Here is a 20,994-nt window from a genome sequence, read left to right as displayed (position 1 = left end):
ACCACGATGACTACATGGGTAGATAAAGATACTTGTATTGCTTGCGGTGCTTGTGGCGCCACGGCTCCTGACGTCTTTGATTACGACGATGAGGGCCTTGCGTTCAACAAGTTGGATGACAACTCTAACAGTGTTGAAATCCCGGATATCCTGCATGACGATGTTCGTGATGCTGCTGAAGGATGCCCGACCGACTCTATTAAAGTGGAATAGTATTCCATCTACTAATGGAAGAGACCTCTTACGTACTTCGGTATGTAAGAGGTTTTTCATTATGCCCTCCTTTCCTTTGCTGAACGATTGATCGGCAATTTTCCGTTCTTTCTTTTGAGATTTTTCGGTAAGATAAAAGCAACAGCAAAAACCGAACATTAAAATGCGTTTTTTCCATTTTTTGTGATGTCAATATCTTAATGTTCGTGTTTTGGTCGTTTTTGATATGTATCAAGCGTTAAACTGAGTATTATTCACGAACGATAATCAATTTAAAATAAATAATGTTCATTTTTTCTCGTTTTTATTCTTGACGGTGTTATTTTGACGTGATATTGTAAGTACAAATCTTACGAAACACCTTATAAAACAACGGCGTTGACGAAGAAACGCTGTGATCGAGAAATCCCCAGAGAGCCGATGGTTGCTGCGAATCGGCGGTTTCTCCCACGGTTAAGCACTTCTGAGCTGCTGCGTTGAAAAGAGGGTTCACCTTCCCAGTAGACGCAAACGGTAGATCCGTTATCTCTTTTAGGTCATGTACCTACCAAGGCTCTTTTTTGAGAAAAAAGGAGCGAATGAGGGTGGCACCGCGAAGCAAAGCCTCTCGTCCCTCACTGTTCTGTAATAGGAGCAGTGTGAGAACGGGAGGTTTTTTTGATATGCACATATTTAGGAGGAGAGAACCATGTTCGCAGACAAAATGATCTTGAGAATCCCTGGCCCTACCCCTATTCCACCACGTGTCCAAACGGCGATGAGCCAACCGATGATTGGACACCGCAGCGGCAAATTTTCTGCCCTTTTCGCCCGTACTGCTGAAAGACTGAAGCCTTACTTTGGCACCAAGCAGGATGTATACATCTTGGCAGGTAGCGGAACGAGCGCACTGGAGATGGGCGTCGTAAATACGCTTCAACCAGGCGATGAAGCTGCCGTCCTCGTCAGCGGTGCATTTGGTGAGCGCTTTGCAAAAATTTGCGAGCGTTACGGTATCATCGCCCATCGCGTGGAAGTTCCTTGGGGCAAAGCTGTTACACCTGATTTGGTTGAAACATTCTTGCAAAAAAAGCCACAGGTAAAAGCCGTTTTCGCAACCTACTGTGAAACATCCACTGGGGTTGAAAATCCGATTGCTGACTTGGCGAAAACCATTCGCACACATTCGGACGCCCTCTTCATTGTGGATGCAGTAAGCAACCTCGGTGCAGTTCCATGCGAAATGGACGCGTGGGGTGTCGATATCGTGGTAACTGGCTCGCAAAAAGCTTTCATGCTGCCAACAGGTCTTGCTTTCCTCGCTGCGAGTGAACGTGCATGGCAAGTGATTGAGCAAAACAAATCGCTCGCCTTCTATTTGGACTTAAAAGCATACCGTAAGAGCTTGGCAGAGCAAACAACTCCGTATACGCCTGCTGTATCCCTCATTTTCGGTCTCGCCGAGGTATTGGATATGTTGGAGGAAGAAGGCTTGCCAGCTATCGTAAAGCGCCATGAACTGATGAGAGACATGACTCGTGCAGCGATGAGGGCATTAAACATAAAACTGATGGCCGAAGATCAGTACGCATCGACGACCGTTACTTCTTGTGATCCTGCTGGTGTCTTTCATGCAGAAGCTCTCCGCAAAATGTTAACGCAGCAATTCAACATTACGATTGCTGGCGGTCAGCAGCACCTGAAAGGCAAGATCTTCCGTATCGGGCACATGGGTTATTGCGAGCCATTGGATGTTCTGCAAGTTATCTCTGCCATCGAATTGTCGCTTCACCAAATCGGTGCTCCAGTTGAGCTGGGTGCTGGTGTAAAAGCTGCTCAGGAGGTGCTCATTGCACATGTATAAAGTACTCATTACCGATCCACTTAGCGAATTTGGAATTCAACAGCTCTTGGACGCTTCTGATGTAGAAGTTGTTCGTCAAACAAACCTCTCCCCTGCCGAACTGATCAGTGTGATTGGCGACTACGATGCACTCCTCGTACGCAGCCAAACCCAAGTAACAGCAGAAGTCCTCACTGCCGGCAAAAAGCTGAAGGCAGTCGGTCGCGCGGGTGTCGGTGTCGATAATATTGATATCAACGCTGCCACCCAAGCAGGTATTCCAGTTATCAACGCTCCAGACGGCAACACCATCTCTACTGCAGAGCATTCGTTTGCCATGCTGATGGCTGTCGCTCGTAACATCCCTCAAGCTCACAAGAAGCTGGTAGACGGTACATGGGATCGCAAAAGCTTCCAAGGGGTTGAGTTGAATAACAAAGTATTGGGAGTCATCGGTATGGGGCGTATCGGTTCTGAGGTTGCGAAGCGTGCGAAAGCATTTGGCATGACCGTTATGGGCTTCGATCCTTTCATGACCGAGGAACGTGCGGAAAAGATGGGTGTAACCAACGCAACTGTGGATGAAATTTGCCGCAAAGCAGATTTCATTACCGTCCATACTCCGCTGACGAAAGAAACCCGCCACATCATCAGCACGCGTGAATTCGCGAAAATGAAAGATGGCGTTCGCTTGATCAACTGCGCTCGCGGAGGAATCATTGACGAGAAGGCTCTCTACGAGGCGATTACTGCAGGAAAAGTTGCTGGGGCAGCTCTGGACGTTTTCGAAGAAGAACCACCTGTAGACAACCCTCTTGTAGGTCTGCCACAAGTGGTAACGACTCCACATCTGGGGGCTTCGACCATTGAAGCACAGGAAAACGTGGCTGTAGACGTATCGGAAGAAATCCTGAAGGTTCTTCGTGACGAGCCATTCAAAAACGCCGTGAATTTGCCTTCGATCCCTGCACATGTGATGGAAAAAGTCCAACCGTACTTCACGTTAGGTGAAAAGCTGGGCCATTTCCTTGCCCAAGTGACAGTAGGTTCCATTTCGGAGATTTCGATTAAATATAGCGGTGAATTGACAGAGGTAGACACATCCCCGCTGACTCGCACAGTCCTCAAAGGAGTACTGTCCTTCCGTCTAGGCGAGGAAGTCAACTATGTGAACGCCCCGATTCTCGCAAAAGTGCGCGACATCACCGTAACGGAGCAAAAGGCAGCGCAAAACAAAGGCTTTACGAACTTACTGACCGTTAGCTTGAAAACGACGCAAGAGACACGCACAGTGGCTGGAACGCGACTTAATGGTTACGGTGCGCGTATTGTGAAAATTGACGACTTTGCGATTGACGTAGCGCCTGAGGGCTACCTGCTCTACATTCATCACAATGACCGTCCAGGTGTGATCGGACGTGTCGGCTCCATCTTGGGTGAAAACAGCGTGAACATCGCAACGATGCAGGTAGGACGCCGTGATATCGGTGGAGACGCGATCATGATGCTCTCTGTCGACAAACCATTGACGCCAGAGCTTCTCGATACGATGGGCGAGCTGGCGGAAGTGAAAAGCGTTACACAAATCGAGCTGTAAGGTTATCCCTTTCACCTGAGAATAGACCTGGCCATATGCCGGGTCTTTTTCTTTACCCTGATTTTGGTTAGAGCTATAATGGGACAAGATAATTCTGCACACCAAGGAAGGAGCTTCTTATGACGAATCAGGCATTATTCGCTATTGGTATCTTTTTAGTTACCTATGCATTTATTATTAGCGAAAAGTTACATCGAACCATCGTCGCCATGTCTGGCGGAATTCTCATGGTCTTGTTCGGGATCATTACACAGGAACAAGCGATTCACCATATCGACTTTAACACGCTTGGCTTACTTATCGGAATGATGATCTTGGTTGCCATTACGGCGCAGACCGGCGTATTCAAGTATGTGGCTATCCGTGCGGCAAAGGTCGCAAAAGGCAAACCGATTCGCATCCTCGTCTACCTGAGCTTGATCACGGCCATTGCCTCCGCCTTTTTGGACAACGTTACTACTGTACTTCTCATCGTACCTGTGACGTTTAGCATCGCGCGCCAGCTCGAGCTTAATCCGATTCCTTTTTTAATCAGTGAAATCATCGCCTCCAATGCCGGAGGAACAGCTACGTTGATCGGTGACCCACCGAATATCATGATTGGCAGTTCAGTACCGGAGCTTGATTTTATGAAGTTTCTCGTGAATTTGAGCCCCGTTATCATCGTGATTATGGCTGTAACTGTTGTTTGTTTGGTCCTGATTTACCGCAAGCAGTTAGTAACATCACCTGAGTTGAGTGCAAAAATCATGCAGTTAAATGAGCGTGATGAGATTACCGACAGCCGTTTATTGAAAAAGTCTTTGACGGTGATGGGTTTGACCATTATTGGTTTCATGCTTCATGGTGCCCTTCATTTGGAGTCGGCAACGATCGCTTTAACTGGAGCATTTCTTTTGCTCCTCCTTACCGGAGAGCATTATTTAGAAGACGCGATCAGCAAAGTCGAGTGGAATACGATTTTCTTCTTCATCGGTCTGTTTGTTCTCGTCTCTGGTTTAGTGGAAACAGGCGTGATCAAAAAGCTCGCAACGGAAGCAATGAATCTCACCGGTGGAGATTCACTCAAGACCTCCCTGTTAATTCTCTGGTTGAGCGCCATCGCCTCTGCCTTTGTTGACAATATCCCGTTCGTTGCCACCATGATTCCAATGATCAAGGAAATGGGAGCCCTCGGGATCACCAATTTAGAGCCGCTTTGGTGGAGTCTTGCACTCGGAGCGTGTTTAGGTGGGAACGGTACTTTGATTGGAGCTAGTGCCAATGTGATTGTTGCTGGCTTGGCTGCAAAGGAAGGACATCATATCGGCTTTTTCAGCTTTATGAAGGTCGCCTTCCCGTTAATGATCCTGTCTATCTTGATTGCTCATGTCTATGTTTACTTGCGCTATTTTATTTGGTGAGGAGGAACCCCTAATGTTCCATTATACCTTTAATGAAAAAGAAATTGAGATCAAGGAACAAATTTCACAACAGGATGCTACCTACCACATTGTCGTTAAATCCGAGTCCATGCGAGGTCGTGTCAAAGAGGTACGGCGTTATTTTGAGGGGAACAAAGACTACACGGATGTCCTGTTTTTTTCACGAGAGGATGGATCTTTCGAAGTAATCGTACGTCTCAACATGATCGAATCCTTTTTGATCCACGCCTTTCGCTTCAAATGTCTGCAATCGATTAGTTGGGAATAAAAGAAACTCCGCCGTTTCTACATACGGCGGAGTTTTTTTATCTACAGAATGGAAAGGATATCGCGGACATCATCGAGAATAAAATCTGCTTTTTCCTCTTCAAACTTGCTGCGAGCGTCTTGACCGGACAGTCCAGTCAGCGTCGCTGCAAACTTGCAACCGATTGAGCGAGCCGCTAGAAAATCTGCGAGTGAATCGCCGACGATCAGCACCTCATCCCCATTTTCGATTGGCAATGCAAAATGGACAGCATCGCTAATCGGTGTATCGAGTCCAAGCAACCCTTTGACATAGGAATAAGGGTGTGGCTTGGACATCGGCGCAAAGCTAGGAAACGCTTCTTCCGCATCGAGTACGTGAGAGGCAGTTACGACGCGGTTCGGGTCGAACCATTCCAGTATGTTCATTTCACTGAGAGGAACATGCGTTTCGATGGTAGGGCGCCCTGTTCCAATCCCCAGTGTGTAGCCTTTTTCTTTCAACGTACGGAACAACTCGACCATTTCAGCAGGTGGTACAATGGGAATTTCGTCTGACAAGAATCCTTTCTTACCTGGCTGCATGGTTTCACGCCCAATCGATGCTGCCACACGCTCATCACCGAGATACCATTCTTGAAACGTCTTTTGAATCAACTGCCATAGATCACTATTGCGTGAGAACATTTCTGTTGCAATACCGCAACGCTCTTTTGCAATTTGATTCAGGTAGAGCAGCATTTCTGCTTTTTGTGCAGAACCTTTGGCAAAATCAGCGGTGAACGCTGCGTAGTCTACTTGGAAATCAGGAGCATAAGTGGCAGCCCACTCTTTCACTTTTGCCAATTGCGGTCGATCAATTTGTTCGACAAGAAGGCTCGTTGCTTCTGGAACTTGCGTTTTAACCGCTTCAATCAAACGAATCAACTGATAGGAAAACGCGAGGAAAACCATGTCCCAGTTGGAGTTGATTCCACGTGACTTGATGAAGTTCAGCACTTCATCATGAGCGAAAACTTGCTCGCGCACTCGTCTGATTTGTGCTTCTTCCGGAGAAGGTGTGAATTCCTCGCCTGCAAGCCCTACATACTGAGGGCTGTACAAAAATTCCCATACAGTCAATGCAGAAGCATCAAAGTAACGCTCTTCACTCAACATAACCCCATCAACATCAAATAAGATCGTTTTGATCATTTTCTCTCTACACTCCTACTTGTTTTTATGCAGCATCAAGGCGATTGTAAATGTCGTTCCCTCACCCAGCTTACTTTGCACACTGATAGTGCCCCCGTGTGCCTCGACAAGGTTTTTCGCGATGGCTAGTCCAAGACCAGTTCCGCCTAGTCGTCCACGTGTGCGAGCCTTGTCAGCTTTATAAAATCGTTCAAAAACAAACGGCAAATCTTCTTGTGGGATGCCACTGCCTGTATCGCTTATCTCAACCAGCAATGTTTTATCCCCGCGAGCCCGAATGGTGACGCTTCCTCCACTTGGTGTATGTCGCAGCGCATTATCGATCAAGTTCGTTAGCACTTGCTCCATGCGATCGGGATCAATGAATACATGGGTATGCGTCGTCGATATTTCAAGGAAGAGATGGATTTCGCGTTCTCTCGCCAAATTGGTGAATTTACGTTGAATGCGCTCCAAATACGGACGCAGTTCCATCGTCTCCTGGAACAACTCAACATGCCCCGCTTCCATCCGTGCCAAACTGAGCAATTCATTCACCAGCTTGGTCATACGCGCTGACTCGTCATAGATGATCTGGGCCAATTCTTTATGCTCTTCCGGTGTTGCCACAATATCATCCACAATCGCTTCACTGTACCCTTGCAACATGGATAGAGGTGTTCGCAGCTCATGGGATACGTTCGCCACGAAATCATTGCGCATCTTATCCAGCTTACGCTCCTGCGTGATGTCTCGAAGAACTGCGACAGCACCTCGGATTTGATCCCGATCATTCAAAGGTACCATGACAACCGACCATATGCGTCCTTGAACAGGGATATCTTCTGTCACTTCCTGTCCGGTTTGCAAAACCTGCTGATAGAACGGGAACAGCGGAACAGGCTCATCCGAATGCTCGAAATCCCAATCTCGCAAAAAACGTTCCGCTGGCGGATTCGTTACAGCCAGCTTACCGTTCGCATCTATCATCACAACACCATCTACCATGCTTCTAAGAACGCTCGCCAGCTGCTCCTTCTCTTTGGACAGTGCATCGACTAACTGATTGAGCTTGCTTGCCATCGTGTTAAACGAAGCCGCCAGTTCACCAGTCTCGTCTTGGGTCCTGATCGGGATTTCAGCATGAAAGTCCCCTTCCGCAATGCGATGCGCCGTTTCTTTCATCTGACGTAATGGAGTCGCAATACGCGATGAAAGGAAAAAGGCGAATACAGTGGTAGAAACAAATCCGATGACGCCAACCACAAAAATTAAAAATCTGACTTCCCTAACCGTATCATCAAAATCTTCAATCGCCTGATACATGACCACTGCACCCGTTTTCCCTGCTGCCATTTCTAAAGGAACAGCGACGGCGAGAAGTTCATGCTTGTTATTTGTATGATCGGCCGAATTATTCACATCAATATAGATCGTTTTGGGTGCAGGATGCTTGCCCGCCAGCGCATCAGACAAACGCAATGCAGGATTTTGGAGCAATCGCTCAACCGGAATACGAGGGAGCCCAGCCCCCTCGCTCATACCGACTTGCTTGCCTTTTTCATCGAGAATGACCATGCCCGTATGATGGACCAAACCAAACCTGGAGGCCATCTCCATAGCGGCAGTCATATCTGGACTCTGCGCCAAACCGACTGCGATCCCGTCTGCCAAATCGTGCAAATTCTTGGACTGCCGATTGCTATAAAAGCTGTCAAAGGATTGAACGAGCAACAAACTGAAGATCGTCAAGACAAGAGCAAATAAGGCAATAATGGTCATCCATAGCTTTCCGACTACACTGCGAAAAATAACGTCCACTTTACTTTGGCACCTCTAGCTTGTATCCGACGCCCCAAACCGTGGCGATCATATTGGCTGCTTGTGGAGAAACACGGTTCAATTTTTCGCGGAGACGCTTGATATGCGTATCCACCGTACGCAAATCGCCAAAGAACTCGTAGTGCCACACATCTTTCAGGAGCTCTTCACGCGTGAAGACTTTATCCGGCGACAATGCCAAGTAGTGCAAAAGCTCATACTCTTTTGGAGTCAGGCTCACCTCTTGGCCACTTGCAATGACCTTGTGTGCATCGTGGTCAATGGTCAGTTCCGGGAAAACAAGGACGGAATGACTGTTGAATGTCTCTGTCTTCAAATAAGCTGTCGCGGAAGAACGGCGAAGAATCGCTTTTACCCGGTACATGACTTCACGCGGGCTGAACGGTTTCACAACATAATCGTCTACCCCTGCCTCAAACCCGTGAACGCGGTTCGTTTCTTCCCCTTTTGCCGTCAGCATAATAATAGGGGTTGCCTTGAATTCACGAACACGCTGGCATACCTCGATCCCGTCCATTCCTGGCAGCATCAAGTCGAGCAAAATGATATCATAGTCACTTCCCACAGCCATTTCGACTGCTTGCTCTCCGTTATCTGCTTCATCAATCAGGAAGTTTTCTCTTTCCAAGTACATTTTCAGTAGTCTGCGAATGCGTTCTTCATCATCCACCACGAGTATACGTGCCATTTTTTCCATCTGGAACACCTCTTGCTCTCATAATATCGTAAAACCGTTAGAAGATAGTCCAAAAAGCTGGTGGTATAACCAGCTTTTTGAGGAAATTCTACACCCCAGCGTAAGAGTGCAAACCAGCAATGACCAAATTGACCACGACCAGTGTAATCAAAATAATGACAAACCCGATGACGGACATCCATGCTGATTTTGCACCGATCCAGCCTCTCGATAGACGCAAGTGCAAGTAGGCACTGTAGAAAAGCCAGACAACTAATGCCCATACTTCCTTCGGGTCCCACCCCCAGAATCGTCCCCACGCCTCTTCTGCCCAAATCATCGCAAAGATAAGGGCTCCGAGAGTAAACACTGGATATCCGATACTGATTGCTCGATAACTGATCTCATCCAGAAGCTCAGGATCGACGCTTTCAACCGAAGGCTTGATAGCAGCCCCTAATCGTTTTCGGAAAATCAAACGCAATCCGCCATACAGAATTACCCCTGTAAGGATTGACCACAGCATCGTATTCAATTTCCGTGCAGCGTCTTTTCCTTCCATCCAGGTAGGTGCCTCAAAGAGTGGTGACATTGGCCCTTCCTTGATGATGGTTGAATCAGCCGGTGCAACAATTGCAGGCAGGATGTACTCCACTTTCGGTTTTACCTTTTGTCCCGCTGCATTCATTTCTTCTTTCTTCATCTCGAATACCGTCTTTTGATCCATACGAGCAAAGGTAGAATCCATTAAAATGAATCCAACGAGCATCAGGACCACAGCCAGCACAATCTCCAACCATTTCGTACTTTTCGTGGAAATATGCTGCGGAACGGTACGGATCAAATACATGAGACCCGCTGCAAAACCAACCGCCAAAATCCCTTCACCCAGGGCTGCAGTTGTCACGTGAATGTGCAGCCAGTAGCTCTGCAAAGACGGAATCAGTGGGGTGATTTCCTTCGGGAACACGTACGAGTACGCGAGCATGATTACCCCAAGCGGAAGAACGAACGCCCCAATCGAGGTCAGCTTGTAAATCCGGTAAATAATTAAGTAGGCCAGAATAATACAGTAATCCAAGAATGCCATAAACTCAAACATGTTACTCGTCGGGCTATGGCCGCCGGCAATCCAGCGAGCAACCACATACCCTGTTTGCGCCACAAAACCGACAACGGCTAACCAATACGCAATCCGTCCATAGCGATTTTCATGTTGCTTGGGATCACGCCCTGCCCAGTTTTTACCCGTCACGGCTACAGCGAAGACGATAGACGAGATCACGTAGAGCAGAAACGCGATATCCAATAACCAGTCACTCAGTTGAATGAGCTGCACGTTGTTAGTACCCCCTTTGAAGCTTTAGGCCTTGGCCTTCGTTTTATCTTCTATCGTGACAGGGAGCTCCGCTTGTTTAACCAGCCCGTCTACTTCCCTGCGAAGACCGAACCAGTTTTTATTCGTATGGGCCGCTACCAAGATACTTCCCTCTTGCGTCTGTACCCAAACCCGGCGATGCTGCCAGAACACACCGATTGCAACGCCCGCAAGGAAAATGAATGAACCGAAATAAATCAGTGGCAATGCTTTGTCCACCCGTACATTCAGCCCTGCAATATCGATTAAATCAGGCATTTTGATGTCGAGGCCGTAACGAGGATCATTTTTCTGTGTAAGAATGGTTCCTTCAAGATATACCAATTTTTCGTTGTACTTGCCATTGTCTCCAATGAGTTCTAATGCGACCATCGGATTTTTAGGTAAATTGGTTTTCGTCGCAGGCTTCCCGTCTTTTCCCATTATAAAATCGGGGAAGTAATCCAAAATCCGTACCGTGAACCCATCCGCAATGGTTTGCTCGGGCTGTGGATTGTACAGATCAATTTTGATAAGGCCGATTTCTTTTTTATTGTTTTTCAAATCGACCACTGTAAAATTGAGCGCTCCAAGCTGCATCTCTTGCACGCCGCTCTGATAAATGTAGAGGCTGTCCTGCTCCATCGGATGATTCACGACGATCGGCCCCTTCTGTACTTCTACCAAATCCGGCTTTTTCCCTGGAACGTCAGCGCTTTTATTTTCATACAAAATGGCATCTGTCTGGTAGCTCTTCACGATGGCTCCACCCTTAAGCTCCAGTTGCTCCGGCATTTCTTCTTCCGACCAATACTCTGTCGTGTAGTTCTCGTTTTTTATGTAGTAAGGGGTATTCGGAATCGCCATTGTTTGTCCCTCACGCACCCAGACATACTCGTCCAAGTAAAAGCCAGGCAGGCTTCGCATTAAGGTACCGACCAAAAACAAAATCAATCCAATGTGATTAATGTAAGGACCCCAACGGCTAAAACGGCCTTTTTCAGCCATAATCGCTCGCTCCGTGCGGAAAATGCGGTATCCTTTTTCTTTTAATGCCAGAGCGGAGGCGTCCAGTATTGCTTCCTGATTGGCGTCTGGAGCAAGCTCACCCTCTGCAAACAGCTTTTGCCCTTTCAAGAAGGACTTGTGCTGGTTCAATCTCGGCTTCTTTAACGCTTTATACAGCGGTACTACGCGGTCCAGACTACAGATAACCAAAGATGTACCGAGCATAACCAGAAGCGTCACAAACCACCAGGACGAGTACATATTGTGAAATCCAAGGCCGTAAAAAATCGTTCCAAGCGTACCATATGTTTCCGTATAAAAGCGGGCAACATCTGCTTCTGTCGGTACGGGTACTGGTATGTACATTTGCTGCGGAAAGATGGTTCCGACTGCGGACGCCACCAAAATGACAATAATGATACCGATTGCAATTTTGACCGAAGAAAAAAAGTTCCAGACTCGGTCGATTACCTTCGTGTTATTCGTTTGAGAACGTCTTGCCATTCCTTCATAACGCATGTCAGGAAACGATGTCTGCTCGTGGACTTCCACGTTCAAAGGCTTCCCGCAAGACTCACAGAGCAGCGTCCCAACCGGGTTGGTATGACCGCATTCGCATTTTCGCTGATCCATCATTGCTCCTCACTTACGGCAAGATTTTTGTTACTTTTGACTCAATCATGGCTTCATCCAATTGCCCGATAAATACTTCCCGCACTTCTCCATCTGGGTCGATGAAAAAGGTCGTCGGAATCGGACCAATTCGATACAGCTTTGTAATTTCCGATTGGCGATCGAGCAAAATAGGGAAGTCAATCTCGAACTGCTTTACGAATGGTTCTACGGCAACTGGCGATTCTCCGATATTGACGCCAATTACAACCAATCCCTTATCTTTAAACTTCGTATATTGCTTTTGCAATGCCGGCATTTCTTCCTTACAGGGTTCACACCATGTGCCCCAGAAATTGAGGATAACGCCTTTTCCTTTCAAACTTTCCAGAGCCAGCTCTGGTCCATTCAATTGTTCCAAACTAAAATTCGGAGCATCGCTACCTACTTTCACAGCACCGGGGTCCTTCACAAAGCTGGAATAGAGTGCAAAGACCAGCGCCACAAGCAAAACACCCAATACCGCGATCCTGACATATGTACGATTGCTTTTGTTCATGAGGCCTTACTCCCATCTACTGCTAATAAATTGCATCCTTTTCCCATTCTATTATAGCGTTCCTAGTTTTTCCGACAGCGCACAACTTATGAACAGATTTTGAACGAATCAATGTTTCGCGCGCGGGCTCCTTTTCTTTTGAACCAAGCCCCGCTTCAAGCTCTCCACTTCCTCATGCGTGAGCTTGCGAAATTCGCCAGGCTTCAGTCCATCTAATGTAAGAAATCCTAAACGGATTCGTTCCAATGTCAACACCGGATGACCGATCGCCTCACACATTCTGCGCACTTGGCGATTTCGTCCTTCATGTATGGTCAGTTCTACCAATGCTCTTTGACTGCTAGACTCTGTCTTTAGCAATTTAGACTGACCGGGAGAAGTCATGCCGTCTTCCAAACGAATGCCGGTTGCTAGCTTGCGCACTTTTTCCTGACTGGGGATTCCCTTTACCCATGCCCGATACACTTTATCGATTTCATAGCTTGGATGTGCCAGCCTGTTGGCGAGCTCCCCGTCGTTCGTCAAGAGCAGCAAGCCGGAAGTATCATAATCCAAGCGACCTACTGGATATACCCGTTCTTTAATTCCCTTCAACAGATCGATCACTACCCGTCTGCCACGCGTGTCTGTGACGCTCGTAATGACACCAGTAGGCTTGTACAACAAGAGATAGACATGTTGCTCCAGCTTAACCGGCTGTCCATTCACCACAATTTTGTCCTTGAGCGGATCGACTTTTATTCCCTGCTCTCGTACGACTTGGCCATTTACCTGCACCTTGCCTTGCGCAATCAATTCTTCACAATGGCGACGAGAGGCGACTCCAGCATGCGCCAATACTTTCTGTAAACGTTCCATCGTTGGTTCACCTCTACAACATCATACCCATTCTTACTAGTGTGGACAAGAAAAAGGGAAAAACTTCCCCATATCCATGAGGAAGTTTTCAAAGCCTACTCTATTTGAGCTCTTTTAAGCGAAAATGTAGGAGACAATGAGCAGCGAAAATATGACACCTGCCAGGTCTGACCACAAGCCTACTTTTAGTGCATAAGCAGAATTGCGAATACCAACTGCGCCAAAATAAACGGTTAGGACATACAGAGTCGTATCTGTACTCCCTTGCATAGTAGCGGCCAGTCTGCCCAAAAAAGAATCGGGACCGTACTGTGCGATCAGATCTGTTGCAATCGCAAGCGAGCCTGTTCCCGTCAACGGACGAAGCAACGCCAACGGGACCAGTTCTTCCGGAAAATGCAGCAGGTCAAGCAGCGGCTTGAGCGCGCGAAGCAGTAGATCCAACGCTCCTGATTCCCGAAACATACTCACTGCGACCATCATGGCAATTAGGTGCGGGAGTATGCGAATGGTAGTGGTTAAGCCGCCTTTAGCTCCATCTACAAACGTCTCGTAGACGGGGACTTGTTTCCGCCACCCATACAACAAGACAAAGGCAATCGTAACGGGAATGGCCCAAAGAGAGAGCAGGGATACCCATTGGTACATAAGGACTCCCCCTATCTGTGTCTTCGTATATGTCGATAACGGTACATGCGATCAATCAACAGCGCGACAATCGTGGCGGCAAAGGAAGATAACAGCGTAGTCCCTACGATTTCAACGGGATTCACGGAGCCATACTGCATGCGGATTGCGATCATGGTTGTAGGAATAATCGTTATGCTCGCCGTATTGATCGCCAGCAGTGTACACATGGCAGCCGAAGCGTTTTGCTTGTCTGGATTCAGCTTTTGGAGTTCTTCCATCGCTTTCAGCCCCATCGGCGTTGCTGCATTACCAAGCCCGAGCAGGTTTGCACTCATATTTGAGAGGATATACCCCATAGCAGGATGCCCTTTTGGAACATCGGGAAAAAGGACTTGAATGATCGGTGACAATGCCCGAGCCAATAGCTCAAGGAGTCCTGACTTTTCAGCAATCCGCATCATTCCCATCCAAAAGGCGAGAACACTGAGAAGTCCGAGACAAACCGTTACTCCCGTCTTGGCTCCCTCAAACGCTGCTGCGTTGATCGCTTCCATCCGCCCCGTCACGGCCGCAACGACAATGCTAATGACAATGAGCCCGAGCCAGATGACATTAAGCACTCCACAGCCCCCCTGACACTATTCCCCAAAACTGCTGCCACATTGAGCGTGAAGCTTGCGGGGCTACAGAAGTCGGCGTATCCACACGAACCAGCAACGGAACCTGCCCAATCATCTTTTCCTTTAAATAGAGCTGAAGAAATCCTGCCAGTTGACCATTCATTTTCGATGTCACCGTTGATTCTCCCATAACGACACGCTTGTGAATCGCCTCTGTTTCTGCCGTTTGCAGTGGATATTGAAATGTGTTTGTGGTGACAAGATGAGTTCCTGCTTCAAGTGTGACTGGCGTGTCAGGCTTTACTTCCTGCCCTTTCTTGACCAGCTCTTGTAGCGGATAATTTGCGAAGCCCCAGTCCATCAGCTTGGCGGAGTCGTTCCAGTCATCAGAAGCATTCAGAGTAATTGTCGCCAGCTGTCTTCCGTTCCTTGTGGCAGAGGAAGCCAGGCAGCGCTTCGCGAGTTTGGTGTATCCCGTTTTCACACCATCAGCACCGTTGTAAAGGTGAAGCATCTTGTTTTTGTTCAGTAAGCGCCGGTCCCATTGTTCGCCTTCCCACGAAATATCCTTGACTTTCGTTGAGACGATTTGACGAAACACCGGATTATGTAAGGCATAGGCGGACAGCTTTGCCATATCTTCCGGAGTGGAGTAATGCTGGTTACTGTCATCTAAACCATGTGGATTGGTGAAATTCGTATGCTCCATTCCAATCATTGCAGCCTTTTCATTCATTAAGTAAGTGAATCCGGGCACTGATCCTCCGATGTGGGTAGCGATGGTGACGGCTGCGTCATTGCCAGATCGCAGCATCAAACCGTACAGCAGTTCTTCCAGCGTGAGCTTCTCTCCATTTTTCAAGTAGATGGATGAGCCTTCTACACCTACCGCTTGTGGAGGTACCGTTACCTGTGCATCCAATTTGCCCATCTCGATTGCTACGATTGCTGTCATCGTTTTGGTCAGACTCGCAATCCTCATTTTTTTCGTACCATTTTTGGAATAAAGAATCCGTCCACTCTCGACATCGATTAGTGCTGCACCTTCAGCTGACAAGCCAGGTGGAGCTGCAGCAGCCTTTACCACCGCTGCCGGCGTAAAAGCCATCTGTATAAAAAGAAAAACGACGAGTACGCCGGACAGATATTTTCGGATATTCATAAACGTCCTCCCCATTTGAAAACTTGGGCTCAACCTTGACAATAAGTCAAGAGAAAAGCCGTCGTTATACCACGATACACAGGTTTGTACCATAGTATATGGGGACGAGTCGTATGATAGTACGAAAAACTGTCCGGGCTGTAACTAGTCGTTTGTCGCTTCTTCTGCTTTTCCGAATAGCGCTGATGCTTCAAGACGCGCTTCTTCAATATCAAGATTGACAGGCGGTTCTGGCAAATCCCCCAGTTCCCGTAAACCAAAATGCTCCAAAAACTCTTTGGTGGTCGCGTACAAAATGGGGCGTCCGATCCCCTCTGCTCTCCCCGCTTCACGAATGAGTTGCTTGGATAAGAGTGTGTTCAGTGCTTTTTCGCATTTAACGCCACGGATCTCTTCAATCTCCGAACGGGTCAGGGGCTGCTTGTACGCAACAATGGCGAGAGTCTCCAATGCTGCTTGGGATAATGTTGACTGACCTGGTGATGTTGCTAACCGTTCAAAATAGGGCACATGCTCGGGCAGAGTGGTCAGCTGATACGCTTTTGCCACTTCCACGATTTGAATACCGCGTCCTGCCCGGCGGAAGTCAGCTTTCATGTCTTCGATCAAGTCGATGACCTCTTCTTCTGACACCTCAGTGATTTCACTGATTTCTTTGGCATCGATTCCTTCATCACCCGAGATGAACAGCAAGCCCTCGATTACGCCTTTCAGCTTGTCATAGTCCATCAGTGTGGGCTCCTTCCGTTCCGTTTTCACATATGATGATGTCTTGAAACAATTGATTTTGTACACACGTAATGTGCTTAGCCTTCATAAGCTCAAGCAAGGCGAGAAAGGTCGTCACAATCTCTGTACGCGTCGCCCCTTGCGTAAACAACTCAGAAAAACGAACCATCCCACCGCTGCGTACCGCTTGGCGTATCTCTGTCATTCGATCCTTGATGGAGATTTCGTCGCGCGATACCTTGGTCATCGGTTCTTTTTCTTTCGTTTTCTTTACCAGCTTTTCCAGCGCGTTGATCAAATCGTAGAGGGTCACATTTGATACTGTATGATCCTCTTCACGCACATAAGGAGACAAATTCTCTGCGGGACGTGTAAAGACTTGATTACGACCGATTTCCATTTCTCGCAGGTTCTCGGCAAGCATCTTATAGCGCTTGTACTCCAACAGACGCGCAACCAGTTCTTCACGCGGGTCTATCTCGTCTACATCCATATCGAGGAACTGCTGAAAGACATGCTCCTCCTTTTTGGGTAACAGCATCTTGCTTTTAATAGAGAGGAGCGTAGCCGCCATCACTACGAACTCACTGGCCACATCCAGTTGGAGCTCTTGCATCTTGTCAATCGTCGCGAGGTATTGCTCCGTAATTTCCGCTATCGGTATGTCGTAGATGTCCACCTCAGCCTTGTCGATCAGATGGAGCAACAGATCGAGTGGTCCCTCAAAGGAATCAAGTTTGATGCTGTAAGCCAAAAGTCGTCCCTCGTTTCCGTTAGATGAACACGCTTAAGATACTACTTCCAATTCGTTGAACCAATTCCAGGGCAATCCCATGGGGAATACCAAAAATGATTGTGCTGACCCCCGGAATAAAGATGAGTAATAGGAGAATCCACGGCCCGTAGACTTCATAATTGTAAAACTTTCCATCCCAACTTCGCGGAGACAAAAATCGCAGTATTTTGTAACCGTCCAATGGCGGAATCGGCAACAGGTTGAAAATGAAAAGAGCTGTATTGATCAAAACAGAAAATCGTAGTGTCATATCAATTGCGTAAGCCACTTTTTCATGCATTCCTACTAGTACTCCGGAATTAATTACTACGAAATACACCATGTAAAACAATACCGCGAGTATCAGGTTAATGAGTGGACCTGCAAATGAAACGTAAACAATCCCTAATCGCTTGTTCCCACGGAAATGCAGAGGATTAATCGGCACTGGTCTCGCCCAACCAAATGGACCAAACAAAATGAGAATCAAGCCGAACGGATCAATATGCGGGATTGGATTTAAAGTTAAGCGGCCCTCCGATTTCGCCGTATTGTCACCCAGCTTCCAAGCGACAAAGGCATGCGCCCATTCATGCAAAGTGAAAGCGATAACGAACGCAATTAAGCGAAACGGTACCGTTTTCCAATCAAAGTGAAAAAGATCCATTGCTTCCTCCAATCATGCGCGTTCAAAAAGTCATCTTTTTGAACAACCCCTGATAAAAATCGTCTATCTTCTAGCATACCAGCAGATAGATAGGCTTACAACCCCAATCCAGCTTGACCCAGCATGTAGCCTGACGAAAAAACACCGACAAGGATTCCCTCATCGGTGTTCATTCAACTTCTATTATCCTACTTTTACTGTACCCATTTTATCGCCTTGTTTGATTGCATCAACGTGTTCCAAACCGGAAGTGACGCGACCAAATACGGTATGTACGCCATCGAGGTGAGGGAAAGAATCGTAGCAGATGAAGAATTGGCTTCCGCCTGTGTCTTTTCCTGCGTGTGCCATGGACAGGTAACCGCGGAGATGCTTATGTGGGTTTCCTTTTGTTTCACATTTGATGGTGTAACCAGGACCGCCTGTTCCTGTTCCGTAAGGGCATCCGCCTTGTGCTACGAAGCCAGGGATAACGCGGTGGAAGGACAGACCGTTGTAGAAGCCTTCGTTAGCCAATTTCTCAAAGTTTGCAACTGTGCCAGGAGCTTCTTGATCGAACAGCTCCAGCTCGATTTGGTTACCATTTTCCATGGTGATGAGCGCCTTTTTCATATGTTGACCTCCATACCTTGTAAAGTTAACGTACCCATTCTACCATGGAGATCGATTGACGTCCAATTTATCCCTCGATGCGGATCTGCTCTTCGCCAGGCAACTCACAGTCGGTAATAAAAACAGTCCCCGCCTTCGCTTTTGCCACCATTTTCACGTACGCAGCCTTCTCTGCAACTTGTTCCGCACTAGTGTACTTCCCTGCGTAAAGGACGACACCTGCCATCGACATCGAGAGCTCCTGACCGTCCCCCATTCTGCGCTTTTCATAAATGTCCGAAAAGTATGGCGTAAAAGCATCCATGATAAACAAAACTACATCATTCGCACACTGCGCCGTCGTAATCAGAATAAAATCATCTCCGCCAATATGACCGATGAAGTCAGTCCCGCTTCCGTACCATTTCGAGGCTTCCCGCAACAAATTCGCGGTTCGAACAATGATCTGATCACCCACTTCAAACCCATAGCGGTCATTAAACCATTTGAAACGGTCGAGATCACAGTAGATGACCACCTGATGATCATACCGTTTTAGCCGTTGGTTCAATTCTCTTTCAATCTGCACGTTTCCCGGCAATCCTGTCAGTGGATTGGCTGAGCTCGCCATCTCGAGTTTAATGGAAGCCATTTTGTCCAACAGCTTCTGCACAGTAACGATACCGATGTACTCCCCTTTCTCATCAATAATAATGACCACATCATACAAATGATAAGCATCTCTGGTCATCGCCCGCTTCGCTACCTCATCCAGCTTGTCATCTTTGGTAGCTTTGAGCGGGTTGGTATTCATGATTTGAGAAACGGGTCTTTCATAGTACAGTGCAATTCCGTATTGACCACCGAGGATCTGATACAGAGAAAACCTCATGACAAGTCCTACCGGTATGCCGTTCTCCAGCACAACCACGCTTTCAATTCGCTGATTTTGCTCGAAAATCTCATGGATGCGTCTTACTTTCACGTGCTTTTCAACACTGATCGTCTTCGCCAAGATTTCCGTCATAGCGGGAGTGGGCAGTATTGGCGCTGCTTCTTGTTCAATCCGCTTTTCCATCGTAAAACGCAGAAAGTTCATCGCCTTTCCACATAGCTGCGCCATTCCTTTATCCGGCTTGCCTAAATAGTAACCCTGTCCGTAGATGACACCGACGTCCATGAGCGTTTCCAGCTCACGCTCTGTCTCGATCCCTTCTGCTATGATTTTGCAGTTCACTTTGTCAGCAAAGGATACAAACGTCTCCAACAACGCCTGCTTAATCGGATCGACATCGATGTTACGAATCAAGGACATGTCGAGCTTAATAAAGTCCGGGTAGATTTCTGTAATCGATTCCAAGCTGGAATACCCTGCTCCTGCATCATCTACGGCGATCATATATCCTTGCTTGCGATACTCCTCGATGATTTTTCGAAAGACAGCGTAATTCGTAATCGCATGACGCTCTGTAATTTCAAAAACAATGTTTTGCGGCGTCAACTCGTACTCTGCCAAAAGCATCTGCACTTTGCCACGCAACAGAAACGGATCGTCAATCGCCCGTGGGTCCAAATTGATGAATAGTTTTTCATGAGGCTTCAGGTAGCGTATATGCTCCAATGCCCGCTTGCGACATATATGCTCCAAACGAAACACCGTATCCGTCTCTTGTGCATAATTGAACAAGGCTGCGGGAGTTGCAAAAAGACTGTTGACCGGTCCGCGCGCCAGTGCCTCCCACCCCAGTGCTTCGCCATTTGGCAAATGAATGATCGGCATGAAGTGCATCTGAACGTTTTCCTCTGCAAGCAGCTTGTGAAATTGTCTAATGTGTGCATACTTTTCGGAGGTAATCCCATACTTGGCCATATGTACAGCATGTTTAACAGAGGTATACATCTCTTTCACGATATCTTCCCCGATGATTTCCGAAAAGCCGATATGGACACGAAGCTCCTCGCGATTAACGAAGCTCACTTGTCGATTTAACTGTCGTTCAGCTAGCTCCTGAAAATGAATGGATAGCATTTGACAGTCTTCTTCACTCATCATTTTCGAAAAGGAAGTGTAGATGGCAAAATCATCGCCCCACAGCTTTTGAATCGCGATGATTCTCCCTTTGATTTCAAATGCTTGACGAGCGACAGCTGGCAAAATGCTTTCGAATATATGAAGAACTCTCTTGGCGCTCGTATCACCATAGCGATGCTCCACCTCTGTCAGCTTGACGATATCTATATAAAACATGACGACTTTCTTCTCTCTCTCCACTTCTTGCCGAATCATCGCCTTCATCCATTGGCGTTTGTCCAATGAAATATAGGGTATTCGTCGAAACCGCTTCATAAGAGTCGACAACATGATGAATCGCTCCCCCTCACCCTTTCATTATGCCGAGAAAACATTAAGCAATCATGAATGGGAGATGAAGG

20 protein-coding genes and 1 other annotated feature are annotated in these 20,994 nt (G+C 47.4%); of the genes, 5 read left to right on the top strand and 15 right to left on the bottom strand.

Annotated features, from left to right (window positions below):
• Positions 1-6: 6 nt before the first annotated feature.
• The 5 genes from FO446_RS12645 (at position 7) to FO446_RS12625 (ending at position 5,324) form a co-directional block, all read left to right on the top strand.
• Positions 7-213, top strand: a complete 207-nt coding sequence (locus FO446_RS12645; RefSeq protein ID WP_047068940.1) for a ferredoxin — start codon at positions 7-9, stop codon at positions 211-213.
• Positions 214-582: 369 nt separating this feature from the next.
• Positions 583-831, top strand: a binding site (T-box leader).
• 70 nt (positions 832-901) lie between these two features.
• Positions 902-2,056 carry a pyridoxal-phosphate-dependent aminotransferase family protein gene (locus FO446_RS12640; protein ID WP_173609542.1) on the top strand — a complete coding sequence of 385 codons (1,155 nt, stop codon included), beginning with the start codon at positions 902-904 and terminating at the stop codon, positions 2,054-2,056.
• Positions 2,049-3,632, top strand: a complete 1,584-nt coding sequence (gene serA / locus FO446_RS12635) for a phosphoglycerate dehydrogenase (RefSeq protein ID WP_173609543.1) — start codon at positions 2,049-2,051, stop codon at positions 3,630-3,632. The genes FO446_RS12640 and serA overlap by 8 nt, the downstream gene beginning before the upstream one ends.
• A 119-nt stretch (positions 3,633-3,751) precedes the next feature.
• The gene (locus FO446_RS12630; RefSeq protein ID WP_221867122.1) at positions 3,752-5,035 is read left to right on the top strand and encodes an ArsB/NhaD family transporter; all 1,284 of its coding nucleotides are present in this window, start codon (positions 3,752-3,754) and stop codon (positions 5,033-5,035) included.
• Positions 5,036-5,048: 13 nt separating this feature from the next.
• A complete protein-coding gene (locus tag FO446_RS12625; RefSeq protein WP_229088043.1) occupies positions 5,049-5,324 on the top strand; it encodes a hypothetical protein in 276 nt (91 codons plus the stop codon).
• 41 nt (positions 5,325-5,365) lie between these two features.
• Here the strand turns inward: FO446_RS12625 and FO446_RS12620 are convergent, their stop codons facing one another.
• The 15 genes from FO446_RS12620 to FO446_RS12550 form a co-directional block, all read right to left on the bottom strand.
• Positions 5,366-6,496: an HAD family hydrolase gene (locus FO446_RS12620; protein WP_237900780.1), complete on the bottom strand. Its 1,131-nt coding sequence runs from the start codon at positions 6,494-6,496 to the stop codon at positions 5,366-5,368.
• 15 nt (positions 6,497-6,511) lie between these two features.
• A complete protein-coding gene (locus FO446_RS12615) occupies positions 6,512-8,296 on the bottom strand; it encodes an ATP-binding protein (protein WP_173609547.1) in 1,785 nt (594 codons plus the stop codon).
• A 1-nt stretch (position 8,297) separates the two neighbouring features.
• Positions 8,298-9,014, bottom strand: coding sequence for a response regulator transcription factor (locus FO446_RS12610; RefSeq protein WP_012686105.1), 717 nt, complete (start codon positions 9,012-9,014; stop codon positions 8,298-8,300).
• Between the two features lie 88 nt (positions 9,015-9,102).
• Positions 9,103-10,332 (bottom strand): c-type cytochrome biogenesis protein CcsB, encoded by a 1,230-nt coding sequence (ccsB, locus tag FO446_RS12605; RefSeq protein WP_173609548.1) that lies wholly within the window; start codon positions 10,330-10,332, stop codon positions 9,103-9,105.
• Between the two features lie 24 nt (positions 10,333-10,356).
• Positions 10,357-11,991 (bottom strand): cytochrome c biogenesis protein ResB, encoded by a 1,635-nt coding sequence (gene resB / locus FO446_RS12600; protein WP_173609834.1) that lies wholly within the window; start codon positions 11,989-11,991, stop codon positions 10,357-10,359.
• A 13-nt stretch (positions 11,992-12,004) separates the two neighbouring features.
• On the bottom strand, positions 12,005-12,529 hold the full coding sequence (gene resA / locus FO446_RS12595) for a thiol-disulfide oxidoreductase ResA (protein ID WP_237900778.1): 525 nt from the start codon (positions 12,527-12,529) through the stop codon (positions 12,005-12,007).
• 108 nt (positions 12,530-12,637) lie between these two features.
• Positions 12,638-13,387 (bottom strand): pseudouridine synthase, encoded by a 750-nt coding sequence (locus FO446_RS12590; RefSeq protein WP_237900776.1) that lies wholly within the window; start codon positions 13,385-13,387, stop codon positions 12,638-12,640.
• A 114-nt stretch (positions 13,388-13,501) separates the two neighbouring features.
• Positions 13,502-14,035: a spore maturation protein gene (locus tag FO446_RS12585; RefSeq protein ID WP_007724050.1), complete on the bottom strand. Its 534-nt coding sequence runs from the start codon at positions 14,033-14,035 to the stop codon at positions 13,502-13,504.
• A gap of 11 nt (positions 14,036-14,046) precedes the next feature.
• Positions 14,047-14,637: a nucleoside recognition domain-containing protein gene (locus tag FO446_RS12580; protein WP_173609551.1), complete on the bottom strand. Its 591-nt coding sequence runs from the start codon at positions 14,635-14,637 to the stop codon at positions 14,047-14,049.
• The gene (locus FO446_RS12575) at positions 14,630-15,799 is read right to left on the bottom strand and encodes a D-alanyl-D-alanine carboxypeptidase family protein (protein ID WP_237900773.1); all 1,170 of its coding nucleotides are present in this window, start codon (positions 15,797-15,799) and stop codon (positions 14,630-14,632) included. The genes FO446_RS12580 and FO446_RS12575 overlap by 8 nt, the downstream gene beginning before the upstream one ends.
• Before the next feature lie 144 nt (positions 15,800-15,943).
• Positions 15,944-16,528 carry an SMC-Scp complex subunit ScpB gene (gene scpB, locus FO446_RS12570; protein WP_016739982.1) on the bottom strand — a complete coding sequence of 195 codons (585 nt, stop codon included), beginning with the start codon at positions 16,526-16,528 and terminating at the stop codon, positions 15,944-15,946.
• Complete coding sequence (locus FO446_RS12565; protein WP_173609553.1) at positions 16,518-17,282, bottom strand: segregation/condensation protein A; 765 nt, start codon at positions 17,280-17,282, stop codon at positions 16,518-16,520. The genes scpB and FO446_RS12565 overlap by 11 nt, the downstream gene beginning before the upstream one ends.
• 19 nt (positions 17,283-17,301) lie before the next feature.
• Entirely contained in the window at positions 17,302-17,970 is a 669-nt protein-coding gene (locus FO446_RS12560; protein ID WP_232773174.1) for a site-2 protease family protein, read from the bottom strand.
• Positions 17,971-18,153: 183 nt separating this feature from the next.
• Positions 18,154-18,582 (bottom strand): peptidylprolyl isomerase, encoded by a 429-nt coding sequence (locus FO446_RS12555; RefSeq protein ID WP_173609555.1) that lies wholly within the window; start codon positions 18,580-18,582, stop codon positions 18,154-18,156.
• A 67-nt stretch (positions 18,583-18,649) separates the two neighbouring features.
• Complete coding sequence (locus FO446_RS12550) at positions 18,650-20,923, bottom strand: GGDEF domain-containing protein (RefSeq protein ID WP_221867127.1); 2,274 nt, start codon at positions 20,921-20,923, stop codon at positions 18,650-18,652.
• Positions 20,924-20,994: the final 71 nt, after the last annotated feature.

The sequence above is a fragment of the Brevibacillus brevis genome, from assembly GCF_022026395.1.
In the GTDB taxonomy this organism is placed as follows: domain Bacteria; phylum Bacillota; class Bacilli; order Brevibacillales; family Brevibacillaceae; genus Brevibacillus.
This window is presented reverse-complemented; position numbering and strand designations above follow the sequence as displayed.

Bases quoted from the DNA above. Each gene is read 5' to 3' on its own strand.
- resB (WP_173609834.1), bottom strand. From the start codon at position 11,991: ATGGATCAGCGAAAATGCGAATGCGGTCATACCAACCCGGTTGGGACG.
- FO446_RS12550 (WP_221867127.1), bottom strand. From the start codon at position 20,923: ATGTTGTCGACTCTTATGAAGCGGTTTCGACGAATACCCTATATTTCA.
- scpB (WP_016739982.1), bottom strand. From the start codon at position 16,528: ATGGACTATGACAAGCTGAAAGGCGTAATCGAGGGCTTGCTGTTCATC.
- FO446_RS12610 (WP_012686105.1), bottom strand. From the start codon at position 9,014: ATGGAAAAAATGGCACGTATACTCGTGGTGGATGATGAAGAACGCATT.
- FO446_RS12630 (WP_221867122.1), top strand. From the start codon at position 3,752: ATGACGAATCAGGCATTATTCGCTATTGGTATCTTTTTAGTTACCTAT.
- FO446_RS12590 (WP_237900776.1), bottom strand. From the start codon at position 13,387: ATGGAACGTTTACAGAAAGTATTGGCGCATGCTGGAGTCGCCTCTCGT.
- FO446_RS12645 (WP_047068940.1), top strand. From the start codon at position 7: ATGACTACATGGGTAGATAAAGATACTTGTATTGCTTGCGGTGCTTGT.
- FO446_RS12640 (WP_173609542.1), top strand. From the start codon at position 902: ATGTTCGCAGACAAAATGATCTTGAGAATCCCTGGCCCTACCCCTATT.
- FO446_RS12585 (WP_007724050.1), bottom strand. From the start codon at position 14,035: ATGTACCAATGGGTATCCCTGCTCTCTCTTTGGGCCATTCCCGTTACG.
- FO446_RS12560 (WP_232773174.1), bottom strand. From the start codon at position 17,970: ATGGATCTTTTTCACTTTGATTGGAAAACGGTACCGTTTCGCTTAATT.
- FO446_RS12620 (WP_237900780.1), bottom strand. From the start codon at position 6,496: ATGATCAAAACGATCTTATTTGATGTTGATGGGGTTATGTTGAGTGAA.
- FO446_RS12575 (WP_237900773.1), bottom strand. From the start codon at position 15,799: ATGAATATCCGAAAATATCTGTCCGGCGTACTCGTCGTTTTTCTTTTT.
- serA (WP_173609543.1), top strand. From the start codon at position 2,049: ATGTATAAAGTACTCATTACCGATCCACTTAGCGAATTTGGAATTCAA.
- FO446_RS12625 (WP_229088043.1), top strand. From the start codon at position 5,049: ATGTTCCATTATACCTTTAATGAAAAAGAAATTGAGATCAAGGAACAA.
- resA (WP_237900778.1), bottom strand. From the start codon at position 12,529: ATGAACAAAAGCAATCGTACATATGTCAGGATCGCGGTATTGGGTGTT.
- FO446_RS12555 (WP_173609555.1), bottom strand. From the start codon at position 18,582: ATGAAAAAGGCGCTCATCACCATGGAAAATGGTAACCAAATCGAGCTG.